Source organism: Dyadobacter pollutisoli, assembly GCF_026625565.1.
In the GTDB taxonomy this organism is placed as follows: Bacteria; Bacteroidota; Bacteroidia; order Cytophagales; family Spirosomataceae; genus Dyadobacter; species Dyadobacter pollutisoli.
The window spans coordinates 1,970,746-1,987,991 of sequence record NZ_CP112998.1 but is presented as its reverse complement, the minus strand read 5'-3'; the positions used below and the strand labels follow the sequence as shown (position 1 = coordinate 1,987,991).

Annotated in this window: 11 protein-coding genes; 8 read left to right on the top strand and 3 right to left on the bottom strand. The window is 46.4% G+C overall.

Translation table 11 applies throughout. From position 1 onward, the window contains the following. The first annotated feature begins 102 nt into the window (after positions 1–102). From ON006_RS08255 to ON006_RS08235, 5 genes are all read left to right on the top strand, one after another. Complete coding sequence (locus ON006_RS08255; RefSeq protein WP_244818950.1) at positions 103–4,311, top strand: hybrid sensor histidine kinase/response regulator transcription factor; 4,209 nt, start codon at positions 103–105, stop codon at positions 4,309–4,311. A gap of 195 nt (positions 4,312–4,506) precedes the next feature. Next, complete coding sequence (locus ON006_RS08250) at positions 4,507–7,647, top strand: SusC/RagA family TonB-linked outer membrane protein (protein WP_244818951.1); 3,141 nt, start codon at positions 4,507–4,509, stop codon at positions 7,645–7,647. Positions 7,648–7,663: 16 nt separating this feature from the next. Further along, positions 7,664–9,352 (top strand): RagB/SusD family nutrient uptake outer membrane protein, encoded by a 1,689-nt coding sequence (locus ON006_RS08245; RefSeq protein ID WP_244818952.1) that lies wholly within the window; start codon positions 7,664–7,666, stop codon positions 9,350–9,352. A gap of 67 nt (positions 9,353–9,419) precedes the next feature. Then, positions 9,420–10,973 (top strand): glycoside hydrolase, encoded by a 1,554-nt coding sequence (locus ON006_RS08240; protein ID WP_244818953.1) that lies wholly within the window; start codon positions 9,420–9,422, stop codon positions 10,971–10,973. A gap of 257 nt (positions 10,974–11,230) precedes the next feature. Then, on the top strand, positions 11,231–11,713 hold the full coding sequence (locus tag ON006_RS08235; RefSeq protein WP_244818954.1) for a hypothetical protein: 483 nt from the start codon (positions 11,231–11,233) through the stop codon (positions 11,711–11,713). 11 nt (positions 11,714–11,724) lie between these two features. On the opposite strand, the gene ON006_RS08230 is transcribed toward ON006_RS08235, so the two are convergent. Next, positions 11,725–12,339, bottom strand: coding sequence for a deoxynucleoside kinase (locus tag ON006_RS08230; protein WP_244818955.1), 615 nt, complete (start codon positions 12,337–12,339; stop codon positions 11,725–11,727). A gap of 197 nt (positions 12,340–12,536) precedes the next feature. Here ON006_RS08230 and trhO point away from each other — a divergent pair, with 197 nt between their 5' ends. Then, a complete protein-coding gene (gene trhO / locus ON006_RS08225) occupies positions 12,537–13,523 on the top strand; it encodes an oxygen-dependent tRNA uridine(34) hydroxylase TrhO (RefSeq protein ID WP_244818956.1) in 987 nt (328 codons plus the stop codon). A 3-nt stretch (positions 13,524–13,526) separates the two neighbouring features. Here trhO and ON006_RS08220 read toward each other — a convergent pair whose 3' ends face one another. Further along, positions 13,527–14,024: a GNAT family N-acetyltransferase gene (locus tag ON006_RS08220; protein WP_244818957.1), complete on the bottom strand. Its 498-nt coding sequence runs from the start codon at positions 14,022–14,024 to the stop codon at positions 13,527–13,529. 117 nt (positions 14,025–14,141) lie between these two features. On the opposite strand from ON006_RS08220, the gene surE reads away from it, so the two are divergent. Then, positions 14,142–14,909 (top strand): 5'/3'-nucleotidase SurE, encoded by a 768-nt coding sequence (gene surE / locus ON006_RS08215; protein WP_244818958.1) that lies wholly within the window; start codon positions 14,142–14,144, stop codon positions 14,907–14,909. A gap of 13 nt (positions 14,910–14,922) precedes the next feature. Next, on the top strand, positions 14,923–16,488 hold the full coding sequence (locus ON006_RS08210; protein ID WP_244818959.1) for a GH3 family acyl-acid amido synthetase: 1,566 nt from the start codon (positions 14,923–14,925) through the stop codon (positions 16,486–16,488). 143 nt (positions 16,489–16,631) lie between these two features. Here ON006_RS08210 and ON006_RS08205 read toward each other — a convergent pair whose 3' ends face one another. After that, positions 16,632–17,246: a LysE family translocator gene (locus ON006_RS08205; protein WP_244818960.1), complete on the bottom strand. Its 615-nt coding sequence runs from the start codon at positions 17,244–17,246 to the stop codon at positions 16,632–16,634.

Genomic DNA, 17,246 nt, shown 5'->3' with positions numbered 1-17,246 from the left:
AATGTTTTTCTAGGAGGTAATAATTTGTAGTTTTAGTATCAAAATAGCAGTAGCGGTCAGAGTGATCCTACTACCTATGTTGATCAGAAAACTTGAAAAATTATGTGGCGAAGGCGTGGCTTATTGAGCGATAGGTCTTTAAATGTGCTGGTAGGGATATTGCTTTGCTTTTTTATCAATGGCATGGCTCAGGCGGAGGAGACGGGCCGGGTATTGCGCTACTCGTTAAAGGAAGGCTTATCGTTTGGGATTGTCAACAGCATTGTCCAGGACACCACGGGCTTCATGTGGTTTGGTACCAGCGACGGCCTTAACCGTTTCGACGGCACCTCATTCAAGGTTTTTAAACACAACCCCGACGATCCGCAAAGCATCTCAGGTAATTACATTAAATCCGTGTTCCGCGACAAGGACGGCACGATCTGGACTACCTCCCGGAATGGTATTAACGAGTTCGTTTCTCAAAAAGAAGTATTCAGAAGACATACACCCTACCCGGACAAAAATGGCTCGGGGAGTGACGTGAGCGATATTTCGCAGGCCCGAGATGGTAATTTGTGGGTATCGCTGAATGGTTCTGGCTTTGCATTATTCACCAAAAAAGACTCGCGCTTTATTTATTACAATCAAAAAACGCTGGCGTCGCTTGGTACAAATTCCATATTGAATGCAAAGGAAGATTCCCGCGGGCTGCTCTGGCTGGGCACACGTGACGCAGGATTGGAGGTATTCAGGATTGGCAAAGACAGAAAACTCACAAAGGCAAATCTGGACCTGAAAGATGTTCCGAAAGCCCGCATCAACAATATTTATGAAGACCGGTTCGGTAACATCTGGATTGCGTCGGCGAAAGGACTCATCCTGTTCAAACGCGATGAAGGAAAGTTTTACATTTTGAAGGTTTCACCCCAGCTACACAGTGATATTTATCTCTCCGTTCAGGAAAATAACCGGCAAAAACTACTGATAGGCGTTCAGGACGGTGGTTTGTACAGCCTGGACCTGAGCGAATTCCAGAATCGCAAACCAACGGACTTTGCATTCGAAAAGGTTACGGATTCGCAGCATGAAGGTATCACGCAGCGCTCGATCCAGTCTATATATATGGACAGGGATGCCAATATATGGCTGGGGACTTATGGCGAGGGTGTGTACCTGATCAGCAGCATTGCCGAGAAATTCAGGAAGTTTGATAAAAAAATAAAAGACTACCGCGCCGAAAGCTACCTGCGTTACTACGGCATTTGCATCGACAAAGACGGTTTTTTATGGCTTGGAACGGACGGGGACGGCATTTATAAAACCAAAAGTTCGGGCGAAGTAGTCAAACATTACACAGTGGACGGTCGGCCGGGCAGCCTGACCGACGGCGCGATTATTTCGGCATATCGGGACAGCGGCAATGATCTTTGGTTTGGAAGCTACTCCCAGGGACTCTTCTTATATAACAAGTCCACGGACTCATTCAAGCGCTTTTTGCACGACCCGTCCGATCCGACGAGCCTGGGCAGAAATGATGTGAGGGCCATTTTTGAAGATTCCGAAAAGAACATCTGGATCGGGACTAATGGCAGTGGACTGGCGCTTCTGGATAGAAAAACGGGGAAATTTAAAAACTATGTTCCGTCCAACAGTAGCATCACTTCCAATGATGTGCGGGCGATCGTAGAGGACAAAAAAGGAAATTTATGGATCGGAACCTACGGTGGCGGACTCAACTACCTGGATGTAAAGAGTATGCGGTTCACGTCCTTTTTTAATGATCCTAAAAAGGATGACTATCTATCCAATCACATTGTTTTTTCGCTGTACGTAGATGCCCGGCAAAGGTTATGGATTGGCTCAGAGGGGAATGGGTTGTTGGTGTATGACACGGTCAAAAAGCAGACGACACATTTTAATGAAAAGAATGGGCTGGCCAATGATGTAATCAATGCGATACTGGCTGAGAACGTTGATAAAGTTTGGGTTAGTACCAATGAAGGGATTTCCAGTATCAGCCTCACCGACAACAAAATAGATAACTACGACCAGAGTAATGGGTTGCAGGCAGGTCAGTTCAACCCCAATTCCGCGCTTTACAATGTGAAAGATGGATTCATGTGTTTCGGCGGGACCGAAGGCTGGAACCTGTTTTATCCCAAAGACATAAAAACGTCTTCCTATCAACCCAAAGTAATGATTACCGGCTTGCAGCTTTATGGCCGGAATGTCGAGATCGGCGCGGAAATTGACGGAGAAACCATTCTGTCACAAGGCATTGCGGACCAAAACAAGCTGGTGCTGCAACCTACACAATCGGTATTTTCAATTCAGTACACGTCACTCAACTATGCTTTTCCGGAAGGAAACAGGTTTGCCTACAAACTGGAAGGCCTCGACGAACATTGGAACTATGTGAAGGATGAGCGCTCGGCGACGTATCGTTATCTGCCAGCAGGAACATACCATTTTAAGGTCAAAACAGCCAACCAGGACGGTGTCTGGTTTGAGAATACGGCTGCATTGGAAATCCGCATTTTGCCGCCTTGGTACCAAACCTGGTGGGCCTATTTGCTTTACGTGGCGGTCATTATCGGTCTTATTTACTCTTATCAGTTGTACAAATTGCGACAAGCCAAACTCAAATACGAGATTCAGCTCGCCCATTTTGAAACACAAAAAGAAAAAGAGCTGAACGAAAAAAAGCTGGCCTTTTTCACACACATTTCCCACGAATTCAGGACGCCGCTTACATTGATTATCAACCCGGTAAGAGAACTTTTGAAAGACAGTTCCGGCAATCAGGATGGTAGCCTCGACATTGTGTACCGCAATGCAAAAAGGCTCCTCAGCCTCGTGGACCAGCTTTTATTATTCAGGAAGGCGGATTTAAAAGCAGACAAACTCAAACTCTCCTCTCATAATCTGCGCGACCTCGCCTATGAAGTTTTTCAATGCTTCATTCATCAGGCAGAACAAAGGCAGGTTGAGTACGAGTTTATTTGTGGTAATGATGCGCTGGAATTAGTCTGCGACCGTGAGAAGCTGGAAATTGCATTGTTTAACCTGGTTTCTAATGCATTGAAATTTACACCCAGAAACGGGAAAGTCAGTCTCGAACTGTCGGATACGGAACAGCACGTGCGAATCCTGGTGAAGGATTCCGGGCCAGGCATTCCTCCGCAGGCCAAGGACCAGATCTATTCGGTGTTTCATCAGTTTCAGGATAGCCGTGCTGCTTCGAAAGGAGGTTTTGGTATAGGTCTGTATTTAACCAAAACCTTCGTTGAAAGTCATTTTGGCCATATTTCGCATGAACCTAATTGGGGAGGCGGCACCGTTTTCTGCATTGAACTGCCTAAAAATCACCCGGACCTAGTTCCTGATCAGGAAATCACATTGCAAACCGAAGGAGGCTCCGTGTTCCTGGAAGAACTTTCGGCAGATGATATCATAATGACCCCTACTGCCAAATCCAGGCAACAAATGGTGGTCGACGAGCTGAGTTCCGACGTAAAAGTGATGCTGATCGTTGATGATGATGCGGATATCAGGCAATATATCGGGCAGATTTTCAAAGAAACTTTTAAACTTTTGCAGGCAGACAATGGCCAGGATGGTTTGATATTGGCCAAAAAGCATTTACCCGACATTGTGATCTGCGATGTGATGATGACAGGCATGACGGGCATTGAAATGTGCCAACAAATGAAAAGCGACACGACGGTGAGCCACATTCCCGTGATCTTGCTCACTGCGAGCACTTCTCAGCAGGTGCGTTTGCAGGGCATTGAAGGCGGCGCGGATGACTATATCAGCAAGCCTTTTGACACCGAGCTGCTCGTGGCGCGGGTAGGAGCGATCCTTAAAAACCGTAACGACCTGCAGCGCTATTTCTACAACGAGATCACATTGCAGGCCAACGATTTCAAGATCTCTTCGGAGTACAAAGACTTTTTGAAAGATTGTATCCGCATTGTCGAGAGCCATTTGACGGATCCTGGTTTTACGATCAAGGTCCTGGCGGCTGAGATCGGTATGAGCCATTCGACACTTTACAACAGGATCAAATCCATTTCCGGACAGTCAACCAACAGCTTTATTCGCTTTATCCGGCTGCGCAGGGCCGCCCAGATTCTGATCACGACCGACATTACCATTTCCGAAGTGGCATACCAGGTCGGTATCAACGATATTAAATATTTCAGGGAGCAGTTTCAGAAATTGTTCGGCATGCGGCCTTCCGAATATGTCAAAAAATTCCGGCGACCTTTCCATGAAAATTTCCAGGTGAACCGAGACGTTTTCCAAAATAAATTGGACAATTAAGGTCACCCATTATAATATTCTCCGACCAAGGGCTCGATTCTCAAAAAATCGCGCCCTTTTTATTGAATTACCCCCTCTTTAATGTGAGAATGTCCCCCGCCCCAGGCATTCAAATAATCCTACTTTTGATTGATCAGTTTATAAAAAATCTGCTCTGTTTTTAGGCCAATTATTTCCATCACTAATCAGTTCTGTATGAAAAAATCTTTTCATCAAAAACCTATCCTGCATCAGCCCCCTCATCAAGAGGCAGGAATCACGTGGAGACACGGACTTTTCTCGATCCTTTTTTTGATGCTTTCCTCGCTGAGTTTTGGACAATCATTCAATGTGAAAGGAACTGTCACTTCCGACAACGGAGAAGCACTTCCGGGAGCGAGTATTATCCTGAAAGGTACCTCCACAGGTACCACTACGGACGTTGATGGCAAGTACTCACTCAATCTGCCAGACGCTTCGGGTACGCTTGTGGTCACTTACATTGGCTACATCGCGCAGGAATTTGCGGTTGCAAACCGAAGCCAGATCGATGTGAAGTTGCTTAACAATGATAAAACACTGGAAGAAATCGTGGTTGTCGGCTATGGTACTCAGAAAAAGGCAACTTTAACAGGCTCGGTATCAGAAGTAAAAGGCTCGGACATTGTAAAAAGCCCGCAGCCCAACCTTTCCAACTCGCTGGCCGGACGTTTTTCGGGTTTCGTGGCCAATAACCGTGGCGGTGAGCCGGGTTATGACGGTTCCAGCTACACGGTACGCGGTTTTGCTTCTACGGGAAATAATGACGTTTTGATCGTTGTGGACGGTATTCCCGGCCAGGTCGGCGGATTGGAACGTCTGGACCCGAATGATATTGAAAGCATTTCTATTTTGAAAGATGCCTCGGCCGCTGTATACGGAAGCCGCGCTGCGAATGGTGTGATCCTGGTAACGACCAAAAGAGGTACTACGGGCAAACCTGTCATTTCATATAGCTTCAATCAGGGCTTTTCCTCCCCCACCCGCCTGCCCAGTCTGGCCGACGCGCCTACCTATGCGACCATTATGAACGAGATTGATTACTACAACAATCCGGCAGGTGGCATGAACCAGTTTTACACTGCGGAAGAAATTGAAAAGTTCAAAAATGGTTCTGATCCGATCAATTACCCGAATACCAACTGGCAGAAGGAGACATTGAAAAACTTTGCGCTGCAAAACCAGCACAATCTGGGCATTAATGGTGGTACTGACAATGTAAAATATTATGTGTCGCTCGGTACTATCTACCAGGATGGGTTATACAAAAACGGGGCTACCAAGTACAAGCAGTACAATTTCCGTTCTAATGTAGACGCGAACATTACCAAAGATTTCAAAGTGAGCCTGTCACTTTCAGGTCGTCAGGAGAACCGTCAGTTTCCGGTTTCTTCGGCGGGCAATACCTTCCGCTCCATTTACCGGGCATACCCGACTGTCATTGCCAGGTATCCGAATGGCAACTACTCAACCGGTGTAGAAAACAGCAATCCAGTGGTTTTGGGAACGGATATGGGCGGAACAAGCTCTAACCCAACGTCTGTTTTCAATGGTATCGTACGTGCCAGTTACGACCTGCCATTCATCGAAGGACTGTCGGTTGACGGGTTTTACTCGGTCGACAAGTCGTTCAACTTTACCAAGACATTCAGCATTCCCTACAGACTTTACAATTATGACAGCGCCAAGGATGTTTACAACGGTGTGGTAACCGGAGGATCTGCTGGTAAAGCTTCTCTTACACAGAAACAGATCAATATTACCAACCTTACCCAGAACATTCGCCTGAGCTATGTTCACCAGTTCGGTAAACACAATGTGAATTCATTTGTGGCCTATGAGCAGAATAAGCGTAATGAAGCGACCTTCGACGCAAGCCGGATCAACTACCCTACCGCTTCCACGCCTGAACTTTCGCAAGGTGGCGCGGCGGCGACTGACAAAAACAACTCAGGAAGCAGCTACAATTTTACCCGCAAAAGCTTCATTGGCCGGATCGCTTACAATTTCAATGAAAAATATCTGGCGGAAGTCCAGGCGCGTGTAGACGGATCATCCGTTTTTCCAAAAGGAAATCAGTTTGGTTTCTTCCCGTCGGTCTCGGCCGGTTACCGGATTTCGGAAGAAGATTGGTTTAAAAACGGCGTGAATTTCATCGACGACCTGAAAATCAGAGCTTCTTATGGCTCATTGGGTAATGATAATGTGGGACAATTCCAGTACTACAACAATTACTCGTTCAACAACCAGTACGTGACCGGATCGAATGTGATCACGCCGGGAATTGACCTGACCAAACTGGCCAACCCGAACATTACCTGGGAAACTTCCAAAAAAATGGATATCGGTTTGAATGCGGTTGTACTGAAACGCTTCAATATTGAAGTCATTTATTTCAGCCAAAAAAGATCAAATATCCTCGCGGCAAGAAACGCGTCCATTCCAAATACTTCGGGTATCGTAAACCCTTATAAAACGGATGGCAGTACTCCTTTGGTACCCGATCAAAACCTGGGAAAAGTGAATAGCAATGGTTTTGAAGCGACGTTGGGATACAACCACGCAGGAACTTTCCGCTACTCGATTTCGGGCAATGTAACATATGCCAAAAGCAAGATCGTATTCATCGACGAAGCTCCGGGGACGTTGGATTATCAGCGTCAAACCGGGGGAGCGCTTTACCGCGACCTGTACTACCGGACACTGGGCATCTTCCGCACCCAGGCAGACCTTGACCAATACCCTCATTTGCAGGGCGCTCAGCTGGGTGACCTGATCCTGGATGACTACAACAAGGATGGCAAGATCACCGCTGACGACCAGGTTAGATCGGACTACGGAAATGTGCCCCTGCTGACTTACGGACTGGTTTTCAATGGTGGTTACAAAGCATTTGACCTTTCAGTAGTGTTTGCGGGACAAGGCATGGTAAGCCAGTACGTCCTTCCTGAATCGGGCCAGATCGGTAACTTTTACAGCAGCTGGGCCGACAATCGTTGGAGCCCAACCAACCCGGATGGCAGCTACCCGAGAGCGGATACGCGTGCGTCATCGTCGATCAATGGCGGACTTTACAAAAACGATTTCTGGTTGAACAATGCTTCTTTCGTGAGGCTTAAAAACGTTGAATTCGGCTATACCCTTCCAAAAGCTGCTTTATCGAAGCTCCGTATTTCTACGCTGCGTGTGTATGCAAGTGCATTCAACCTGTTCACCATTACCGGTGTGAAAGATTACGATCCTGAGGGAAATAGCACGAGCGGTCAGTTTTATCCGCAGCAAAGAATCCTCAACCTGGGTGTGAACATTAAGTTTTAATTGAAACTCATTGAATATGAAACGAATAAAGAATATAACCAGGGTCGCAGTCGCAATCATGATAGGGTCAGCAACGACGATCGTGACCTCTTGCCAGGAAAATTTCCTTGACATAGTACCGACCGACCGTGTATCCGACGCATCGATCCTGTCCGATTCTGTGCTGTTTGAATCCTACATTGTCAACAGATATATGGGAACCAGACTGACCGACAAGGAGGCAGAAGGAACATTACCAGGTTTTGGCCGCGGATTTGAGTACGCCATGTGGTCATCTCTTACCGACGAATCTATTTATAATAATGATGATAATACCTGGCTGATCCAGCGCGGGCAGATCGCGCCGGAAAACACCGGGATCGCGGGTACATTGTGGGGAAGAAGTTACAGGAGCATTCGCGAGATCAACTACGCGCTGGCCAATGTTGACAAAGTTCCCATGAGTCAGGACAAAAAGAACAAGTTGAAAGGTGAAATGCAGTTTATCCGCGCATTCCGCTACCACGACCTGATCCGTAACTATGGAAAGGTGGTTTTGCTCGGCGACAAAGTCTACGAACTCAGCGACGACCTGACCAGCCAGGACCTTTTCAATCGCTCGGAAATTAAAGCGGGCATTGACTATGCAGTGGCTCAACTTGATGAGGCCGCTGCGCTCCTTCCACAATCCAATGATAGCAACTGGAAACTGGGTAGGGCTACAAAAGGTGCCGCGTTGGCATTGAAATCAAGATTGTTACTGTATGGCGCAAGTCCATTGTACAATGCCGCAACCTGGCAGCAGGCCGCAGCCAGCGCTAAGGCGGTGATGGACCTTAACAAATACACGCTTTATACCGGCGGCTACGGCAACCTGTTTACGACGGTGGACAATTCGGAAGTGATTTTCAGCCGGATATATGCACAGGGAGCCCGCCACGTGTGTCTGGAAATCTCCAATGGGCCCAACAGCTACAATGCCTGGGGAGGAAACGTGCCGGTGCAAAACCTGGTGGATGACTATGAAATGTTGGATGGGACCAAGATCACGGACGCAGGTACCAGCTACAAAGCCAGCGAGCCATATAAAGGAAGGGACCCGAGATTTTACGCGACCATTTTGTACAATGAAGCTCCTTACCGGGGCAGCACCGTGCAGACATTTACCCCCGGCGGAAAAGATAGCAAGGACGGGCCCTCTGCATGGAATACATCAAAAACTGGTTATTATCTGAAAAAATTTATGAGCGACGCCCTGCCGATCGACAATCCCTGGGATGTTGCCGGTACGCAAACATGGATCTATTTCCGGTATGCTGAAATCCTGCTGAACTATGCCGAGGCTCAGAATGAAGCTGTCGGACCTGACGCTTCTGTTTATGCGGCCATCAATGCAATCCGCCAGCGTACGGGTGTGGGTATGCCTGTGATACCCGCAGGCCTTACCCAGGCACAAATGCGCGAGCGTATCCGTAATGAAAGACGCATCGAACTGGCATTTGAAGAGCATCGCTTCTATGATGTCCGCAGATGGAAGATCGCCGACAAAACCGAAAACGTGCCTGCCTATGGTATCGAGATCGGTAAGAGTGGCAATGCTTATACCTACACCAGAAAGGAGGCATTGACCGGCAAATCCTTTGCAGAAAAGCAATACTGGCTGCCCATCCCACGGGCTGAAATCCAGGCTTCCAATAATAAATTGGACCAAAACCCAGGATACTAATACAGGAAGCCGCCTTTTCAAATGAGAAGGCGGCTTTTTTATCAGCCCCTACCCAAAAACCACAATTATGCGACAATACTTTAAACCTCTTTTCCTATTTAGCTTTCATTTATCCATTACGGCCTGCTCGGCAAACGATCCTACCGACAAAAAGCAACCTGAGAACCCGGCGGCCATCACCATTTCCATAGATCCTTCCAAAACGTACCAAACGATCGCACATTTCGGTGCTTCCGATGCCTGGTCATGCCAGTTTGTAGGTAACTGGCCGGATTCCAAAAAAAATGGCATTGCCGATCTGCTTTTTAGTCGGGATACGGTGGCTAACGGACAACCCAAAGGCATCGGGCTTTCACTATGGCGGTTCAATATTGGCGCAGGTACTGCCGAGCAGGGTGCGGCCAGCGGTATCAGGGACGAATGGCGGCGTGCAGAGTCTTTTCTCAACAATGACGGTACTTATAACTGGGACAAACAGGCAGGCCAGGTCTGGTTTTTGAAAGCAGCCAAAGAGCGCGGTGTCAATGAGTTTCTGGCATTCCCGAATAGTCCGCCGGTACAGTTTACTACGAATCACAAAGGTTATGCGGACGGCGGAAAGCCAAATCTGTCCGCTGAGCAGTTCGATAAATTCGCAACATTTATGGCGGACGTAACCGCTGGCATACAGAAGAAAACCGGTATTTTGTTCAACCACATCAGCCCGGTGAATGAGCCTCAATGGGATTGGAGCGACGGCGGACAGGAAGGGACACCATTTTACAATAATGAAATCGCCGGTATCGCCAGATCCCTCAGCAGCGCTTTGATCAAAAAGCAATTGACTACCCAAATCAATGTTGCTGAGGCGGGGCAGATTGATTATCTGACCGGACAAAGCAACAAGCAAGGGCGGGACGACCAGATCAATGCTTTTTTCAATAAAACCTCCGCTGACTATATAGGTATCCTTCCCAATTTAACACAGGCTATATCAGGCCACAGCTACTTCACCACCTCGCCTTATAAAAGCGCTGCCGCCAAAAGACAGCAGGTTTATGGATCATTAAAATCCGTTTCGGGATTGCAATACTGGATGTCGGAATACTGCATTCTGGGTGACAATGAGGGTGAGATCAAAGGAGAAGGTAAAGACCTGGGCATTGATCCGGCTTTGTATATAGCCAAAGTAATTCATAATGACCTGGTCAACACCAATGCTTCGGCCTGGCACTGGTGGATCGCCATTTCGCCCTACAACTATAAGGACGGCTTGATTTACATTGATAAAAATAAAACGGATGGGGATTTCAAATCTTCTAAAATGCTGTGGGCGCTAGGAAATTACAGCAGGTTTATCCGTCCGGGGGCTGTTCGCGTAGACGTTAAAGGAATTTCGGAGAACGAAAAACTGCTTGTTTCTTCCTATAAAAACACCAATAGTCAGCTGGTTACTGTCATTATCAACCAGGAAAATGCGCCTGTTCAAATGACCCTGAAACTGGGTACCGGCAAAGCAGCCAAAACCAAAATGTACCAGACTTCGGCTACCGATGAGCTGCAACCCGTGCATCAGCTAAATAGTAATTCTGACATCACAGTCGCAGCAAAAAGCATTTTGACCGTGGTTTCTGATATGTAACAATCGTTAAATCTTATTTCCAAAAATCTGCCCGAAAGGCAATAAGAGGCGTTTGACAAACCAGGTAGTTATGCAAATGTACGCAAACCTACCTGGTTTTATTGATCCAAAACCCCGATCACGGCGGTTCGAAGAGACCTATTTCAGGCCCTCGCAAACCCCACACAAAGCGTTATCGTAAACCACCCTTTGTATTCTACAAGCGAGAACGCTATCTTTATTCCAGTATTTGAATAACCCCGAAAAACGTTAATAGATTGAAATACCACCTCTGCACAAAAGCAATTTTGTTGTTGGGAGTTGCAGGTTTGTTATTGACCTGTCAGCAGACTTCTTTCGGTCAATGCAAGGAAAAAAGAAGCGAGTCGACCCAGCAAAAGATACGTTACCAGACCATCCCCCTGGGCGGAAAGCATGAATACCTGATGCTTTCCAGTTCCGGTGACGAAAAGCTGTTCAGCTATCACAATGAGAAGATAGACCTGGTGTACCACGTACAAATGTTCACAGAAATCAGATTTACGTCTTCCAGAGGCAACTTTTCACTTTACACCACCACGTCCGACCGCACCCGGTGGAATAGCTGCTTCACGCTCTCGGCACCATTGACTTCAAAAGAACTGGAAAAAATGAAAGGTGCTTCGCAGATCGTGATCATCTTGCCGGAGGAAAAGAAAGTATTTAGTCTCACTACCAAAAAGATCGAAATGCTGCACGAGGCGCTTGCTTGTTTGTACTAAGGCTTTTTGAGCTAAACGTAAAAAAGCTCCTTGTTCAGCTGCTTCACAATGGATTCGAAGTCTTCTGGATTTGCTGCAAAATCCATCTCATTCACGTCTATTTCCAGTATTTTACCGTGATCATACGTTTTCACAAAGTCTTCATAATAGCGATTGAGGCTCGTGAGATAGTCGGTTGAAATGTCTGCCTCGAAATCACGTCCGCGCTTTTTGATCTGCGAGACCAGTTTTGGAATGTCGGCTTTGAGATAAATAAGCAGATCAGGCTGAGAAACGCTGCGAATGATGGATTCAAAGAGCAAAAGGTAGGTTTGATAATCACGCTCTGCGAGCACGCCCGATTCGTGGAGGTTCCTGGCAAATATAAATGCATCCTCGTAAATCGTCCTGTCCTGAATAATGGTAGAATAGGTAGCCTCCTTGATCTTCTGCACCTGGGCAAAACGGTTGTTGAGGAAAAAAATCTGCAAATTAAACGCCCAGCGGTCCATATCCTGGTAAAAATCAGCGAGATAAGGATTTCCTTCCACCGCTTCATACATTACATCCCATTTGTAGTATTCTCCCAACATTTGGGTAAGCGTAGTTTTTCCGGCACCGATGTTACCAATAATAGCTATGTGCATAATATGAATGCGTGAGATGAGTTGAAGATCAGTAGCTGCAAAAATATAGACTTCGTTGAATACTCTATCCTGACCAAAGTCCTATTTTTTGATTTTCGTTAAATAGCGGTTATTCGTATATTTGCGGCTGATTTGGAGAAAAGAGCTGCGGAGAATATTGCCTTTTTTCTATCTTACTGACTTTAAAAGTTATTGAAATGAAGCCTTTCCGGGTAATTCTATATTATTACTACGCTACCATTGCCGATACTGAAACCTATCGCGATGAGCACCATTTGTTTTGTGTTGAAAATAATTTGCTGGGCAGGATCATTATCGCTCCCGAAGGACTGAACGGAACCGTTTCCGGCACGCCTGAGGACTGTGAGGCATATATGAGCTATGTCCGCTCTGATGAACGCTTTAAAGATGTACAGTTTAAAGTAGAAGAGCATGATCAGGTAGCGTTTCAAAAATTGCACGTGCGGGTGAAAGATGAGATCGTTAATTCCGATCTTCACGTGAATCCGCTGGTACGCACCGGCAAGCATTTGGAACCTTCCGAATTCAAAAAACTGATCAATGATCCTGATGTGGTGTTGGTTGACATGCGTTCGGACTATGAACATGAAGTGGGCAAGTTTAAGAACGCGATCACTTTTGACATGCATAACCTGCGCGAGCTGCCGGACCATGTGCACGAGATCGAACATTTGAAGGACAAAAAGATCGTTACCTATTGCACCGGCGGCATCAAATGTGAAAAAGCAAGCGCCTACCTGCTCGATCAGGGCTTTACGGACGTGTACCAGCTGCATGGCGGCATTATCCGATACGGACTGGAAGAAGGAGGCGAGAATTTCGACGGAAAATGCTACGTTTTTGATAACCGCATCACGGTGGATGTGAACTCGGTCAACCCGACGGTTATTTCAAAATGTTATATCTGCGATGAACCTTGTGACCGCATGATCAACTGCGCGAACGCGGAATGCAACACGCATGTACCGGTTTGCCACAAATGCGGCGAGGAAATGGAAGGCGCCTGCTCCCCCGAATGCAAGGCACATCCGGGCAAGCGCACTTATGATGGTAGCGGCTATTATGTAAGCCAGAGCAACCATTATCATCCGTTGCAGGGACTGAAAAGCCAGAAGAAGAATCTCAAAAAAATGAAGCTTGCGCAAAGAACAGAACCGGCTTGATGCCTAGTTCAGTTCTTTTTCCAATATAAAATCATTCATCCAGTACGGACCAATGGGAATGTCTTTTTCGCCCGTAACCCGGAAACCCATTCGTTCGTAGAATGTCTTGGCTTTGTTATACTTGTTCACATTTAAGGCCAAGACTTTCCCCCCAACAGACCTGACATAATTTTCCGTTTCATTCAGGAGATATTTCCCCGCGCCGGAGCCCTGGGTTGACGGAAGTACGTATATTTTATGTAATTTGAACTTTTCGGGTTCATCTTCCGAAACGGATGCAAAGCCCTCGGGTTTGCCGTCATTGAGCAGGATCATAAAGTGATGCCCGGCAGCGGTCATCTGATTTTTCAGGGATTCAAAAGAGTATATTTTTTCATACATATAATCGATTTGTTCCTTGCTAAGAATATCACGGTAAGTAGGTTCCCAGGTCTGTTCCTGTACTGAAATGATAACCGGGATGTCCTCAACGGTTGCATGATTTATTGTGAATGATGGCATATTGCTTAAATTTGGCACTTAAAACTGTAAATAAATATTTATTAACCTAAAAACCACTATACTTCATCGCCAGCCCGGACAATTTCGCCCGGCACACATTTCGATAAGTAGAAATATATGAAACCCCTTATTTTAGTTACAAATGATGATGGTATAACATCAAAAGGAATCCGAACATTGGTAGAAGCCATGCAAACGCTGGGAGAAGTCATTGTGGTGGCGCCTAACAGTCCGCAGTCAGGAATGGGACATGCTATCACGATCGGCGAACCTTTGAGACTTTATTCCACCCATATTTTTGAAGGAATAGTAGAATACGAATGCTCGGGAACCCCGGCGGACTGTGTGAAGCTGGCCAAAAATTACGTGTTACAGGACCGTAAACCTGACCTGGTCGTGAGTGGTATCAATCACGGAAGCAACAGTTCTATCAGCGTGCTGTATTCGGGTACCATGTCGGCAGCGATTGAAGCGGCGATTGAAGGGATTCCGGCGATTGGCTTTTCCTTGTGCGATTTCAGGGAGGATGCTGATTTCAGTCACGCAGTCCCATTTATTAAGTCCATTACGGAAACAGCTCTGAAAAATGGCGTACCGAATGGCGTTGCACTGAATGTAAATATTCCCCCTAAAACAGACTTACCGATCCGGGGGGTGAGAATATGCCGGCAGGCGCATGCCAAATGGCAGGAAAAATTCGATTACCGGGTGGATCCCAACGGACGGGGCTACCTCTGGATGGCGGGCGAATTCGTCAATTTTGATACCGAAAAAGAAGATACCGATGTCTGGGCACTTGATAACAATTATATCTCGGTGGTCCCGTGTCAATATGATCTGACAGAGTATGAAGCAGTAAAACAGCTATCAACCTGGGATTTATAATTTAAAATCAGCTATGGCATTAGTAGGCAGTTTATTAAAAAAGGGCATTCATTTCAGTAATATCGTTGCAAACCGGCGAAAGGCGGGACTTCATCAGCAGCAAAAGAAAACGCTGGCAAAATTGCTTGCCAAAGCGAGGTACACCGAGTTTGGTGAAAAATATAATTTTGACGAATTGCTTTCGTCTATTCTTTTTGGTGAAAAAGGGGCATTCTACGAACTATACAAGCGTTCAGTCCCCATTTTTGATTACAACAAAATATTCAATGAATGGTGGCATAAGTCGCTTGAAGGCGAAAAGGACATTTGCTGGCCAGGACAGATCAAATATTTCGCATTGAGCTCCGGCACCTCAGAAGCTGCTACCAAGCACATTCCTGTGACCAAAGCCATGTCCCGGGCGATGCAGAAAACCAGTATCCGCCAGATACTCTCACTGGGACACTATAAGGACCTTCCCGATGACCTTTATGAAAAAGGTTTCCTGATGCTTGGGGGAAGTACAAATCTGAATAATCAGGACAAGCATTTCGAGGGAGATCTCAGCGGTATTCAGGCTAAACAGATCCCCTACTGGTTCCGACCTTACTACAAGCCCGGTGAAAAAATTGCGGCGCAAAAAGACTGGGGGCTCAAACTGGAAGAAATCACTAAGCAGGCTCATGAATGGGACATTGGGTTCATCGTAGGCGTACCCGCCTGGATCCAGCTTTTAATGGAGAAAATCATCGCCCATCATAACGTTAAGACCATTCACGATATCTGGCCCAATTTGCAGGTATTCGCTCATGGTGGTGTTTCTTTTGAACCTTATCGAAAGGGTTTTGAGAAACTGTTAGCCCGTCCATTGATCTACATTAATACTTACCTGGCGTCAGAAGGTTTTATAGCTTACCAAACGCGCCCCGGCGCTCAGGGGATGGAGCTGGTATGTGATAATGGTTTGTTTTTCGAATTTGTTCCTTTCAATGAGGCCAATTTCGATTCGGACGGAACATTGCAGGCCAATCCCGAAACCCTTATGGTGGACCAGATAGAAGAAGGAAAAGAATACGCGCTGCTCATGTCTACCTGCGCAGGGGCATGGCGTTACCTGATCGGCGACACGATCAAGTTTGTGGACAAAGCCAAAGGAGAAATCGTCATTACCGGCCGGACCAAACATTACCTGAGCCTCTGCGGAGAACATTTGTCGGTTGACAATATGAACAAAGCAGTCGATCTGGTTTCAGATGAAATGGGTCTAACCGTGAAGGAATTTACCGTTTGCGGCGTTGAATATGGCACCATGTTCGCGCATCAATGGTACATCGGCGTGGAAGAAAAAGACGTCGATACCGAATTATTGAAGAAGAAACTGGATGCCAAACTGGCGGAACTCAATGACGACTATGCGGTAGAGCGACGTCACGCATTGCAAGAAGTACTGGTAACAGTGCTCCCTAACCAGGCTTTTTATGATTGGATGAAATCAAAAGGCAAAATGGGCGGCCAGCATAAATTCCCGAGAGTTTTCAAGAACTTCCTGATCGATGACTGGAAAGGATTTTTGAAAAGCCACGGCTACCTTAAAGAGTAGCTTCATTAGACTTTATCACGAATTATATGGTATGCCTACGTCGGCAATCAGCAATCGGCGGGACTGCAATTTACTTATGCGTTATAGTCAAAAGCTGATTGCTGATAGCCGACTGCTGATAGTAAAGAAATCGTAGTGAGGAATTACTTCAGGAAATTAGCATAAGCGATCTGACAGGCGATGAGGATAAAAACCACGCCTGTCGTTTTGTTAAATATGGTAACCACCCGGGGCGTAAATATCCTTTTCAGCCTGTGTGCAAACACTGCGATCGCACTTTCTACCAGAAATACGGCCACGACACTGGCTGCAAAGAACAGCATCACCTGGTTCAGGTCGTAATGCAGATTGGTACGGATATAGGATGCGATGGTTACCCAGCTTATAAAATTGACGGGATTTAATCCATTCAGCAGGAAACCGGTTGTAAAATAGTAAAGCAAATTGCCGAAACGCGTTTGCGGATAAGCGATTTTAGGTTGCCCCCTCACCAGGTTATTCAATCCCAGTATCAATAAAAAAACCACTCCTGCCGCAGCCATCCATTTTTTAAAATCAGGAATGTCGGGCAACAATGAGGTGCCGAAAATGGCGAAAAAGACGAAAATGATGTCGCAGACAAAGACCCCGAAGGCGATCTTGATCCCCGTGCGGTAACCATTGTCGACGCTGTTTTGAACCAATGAAAAAAATACGGTACCGAAAGTCAGGCACAACGCTATTCCCGTCAGTGTTCCATAGAAAAGAGATTGCAGCAT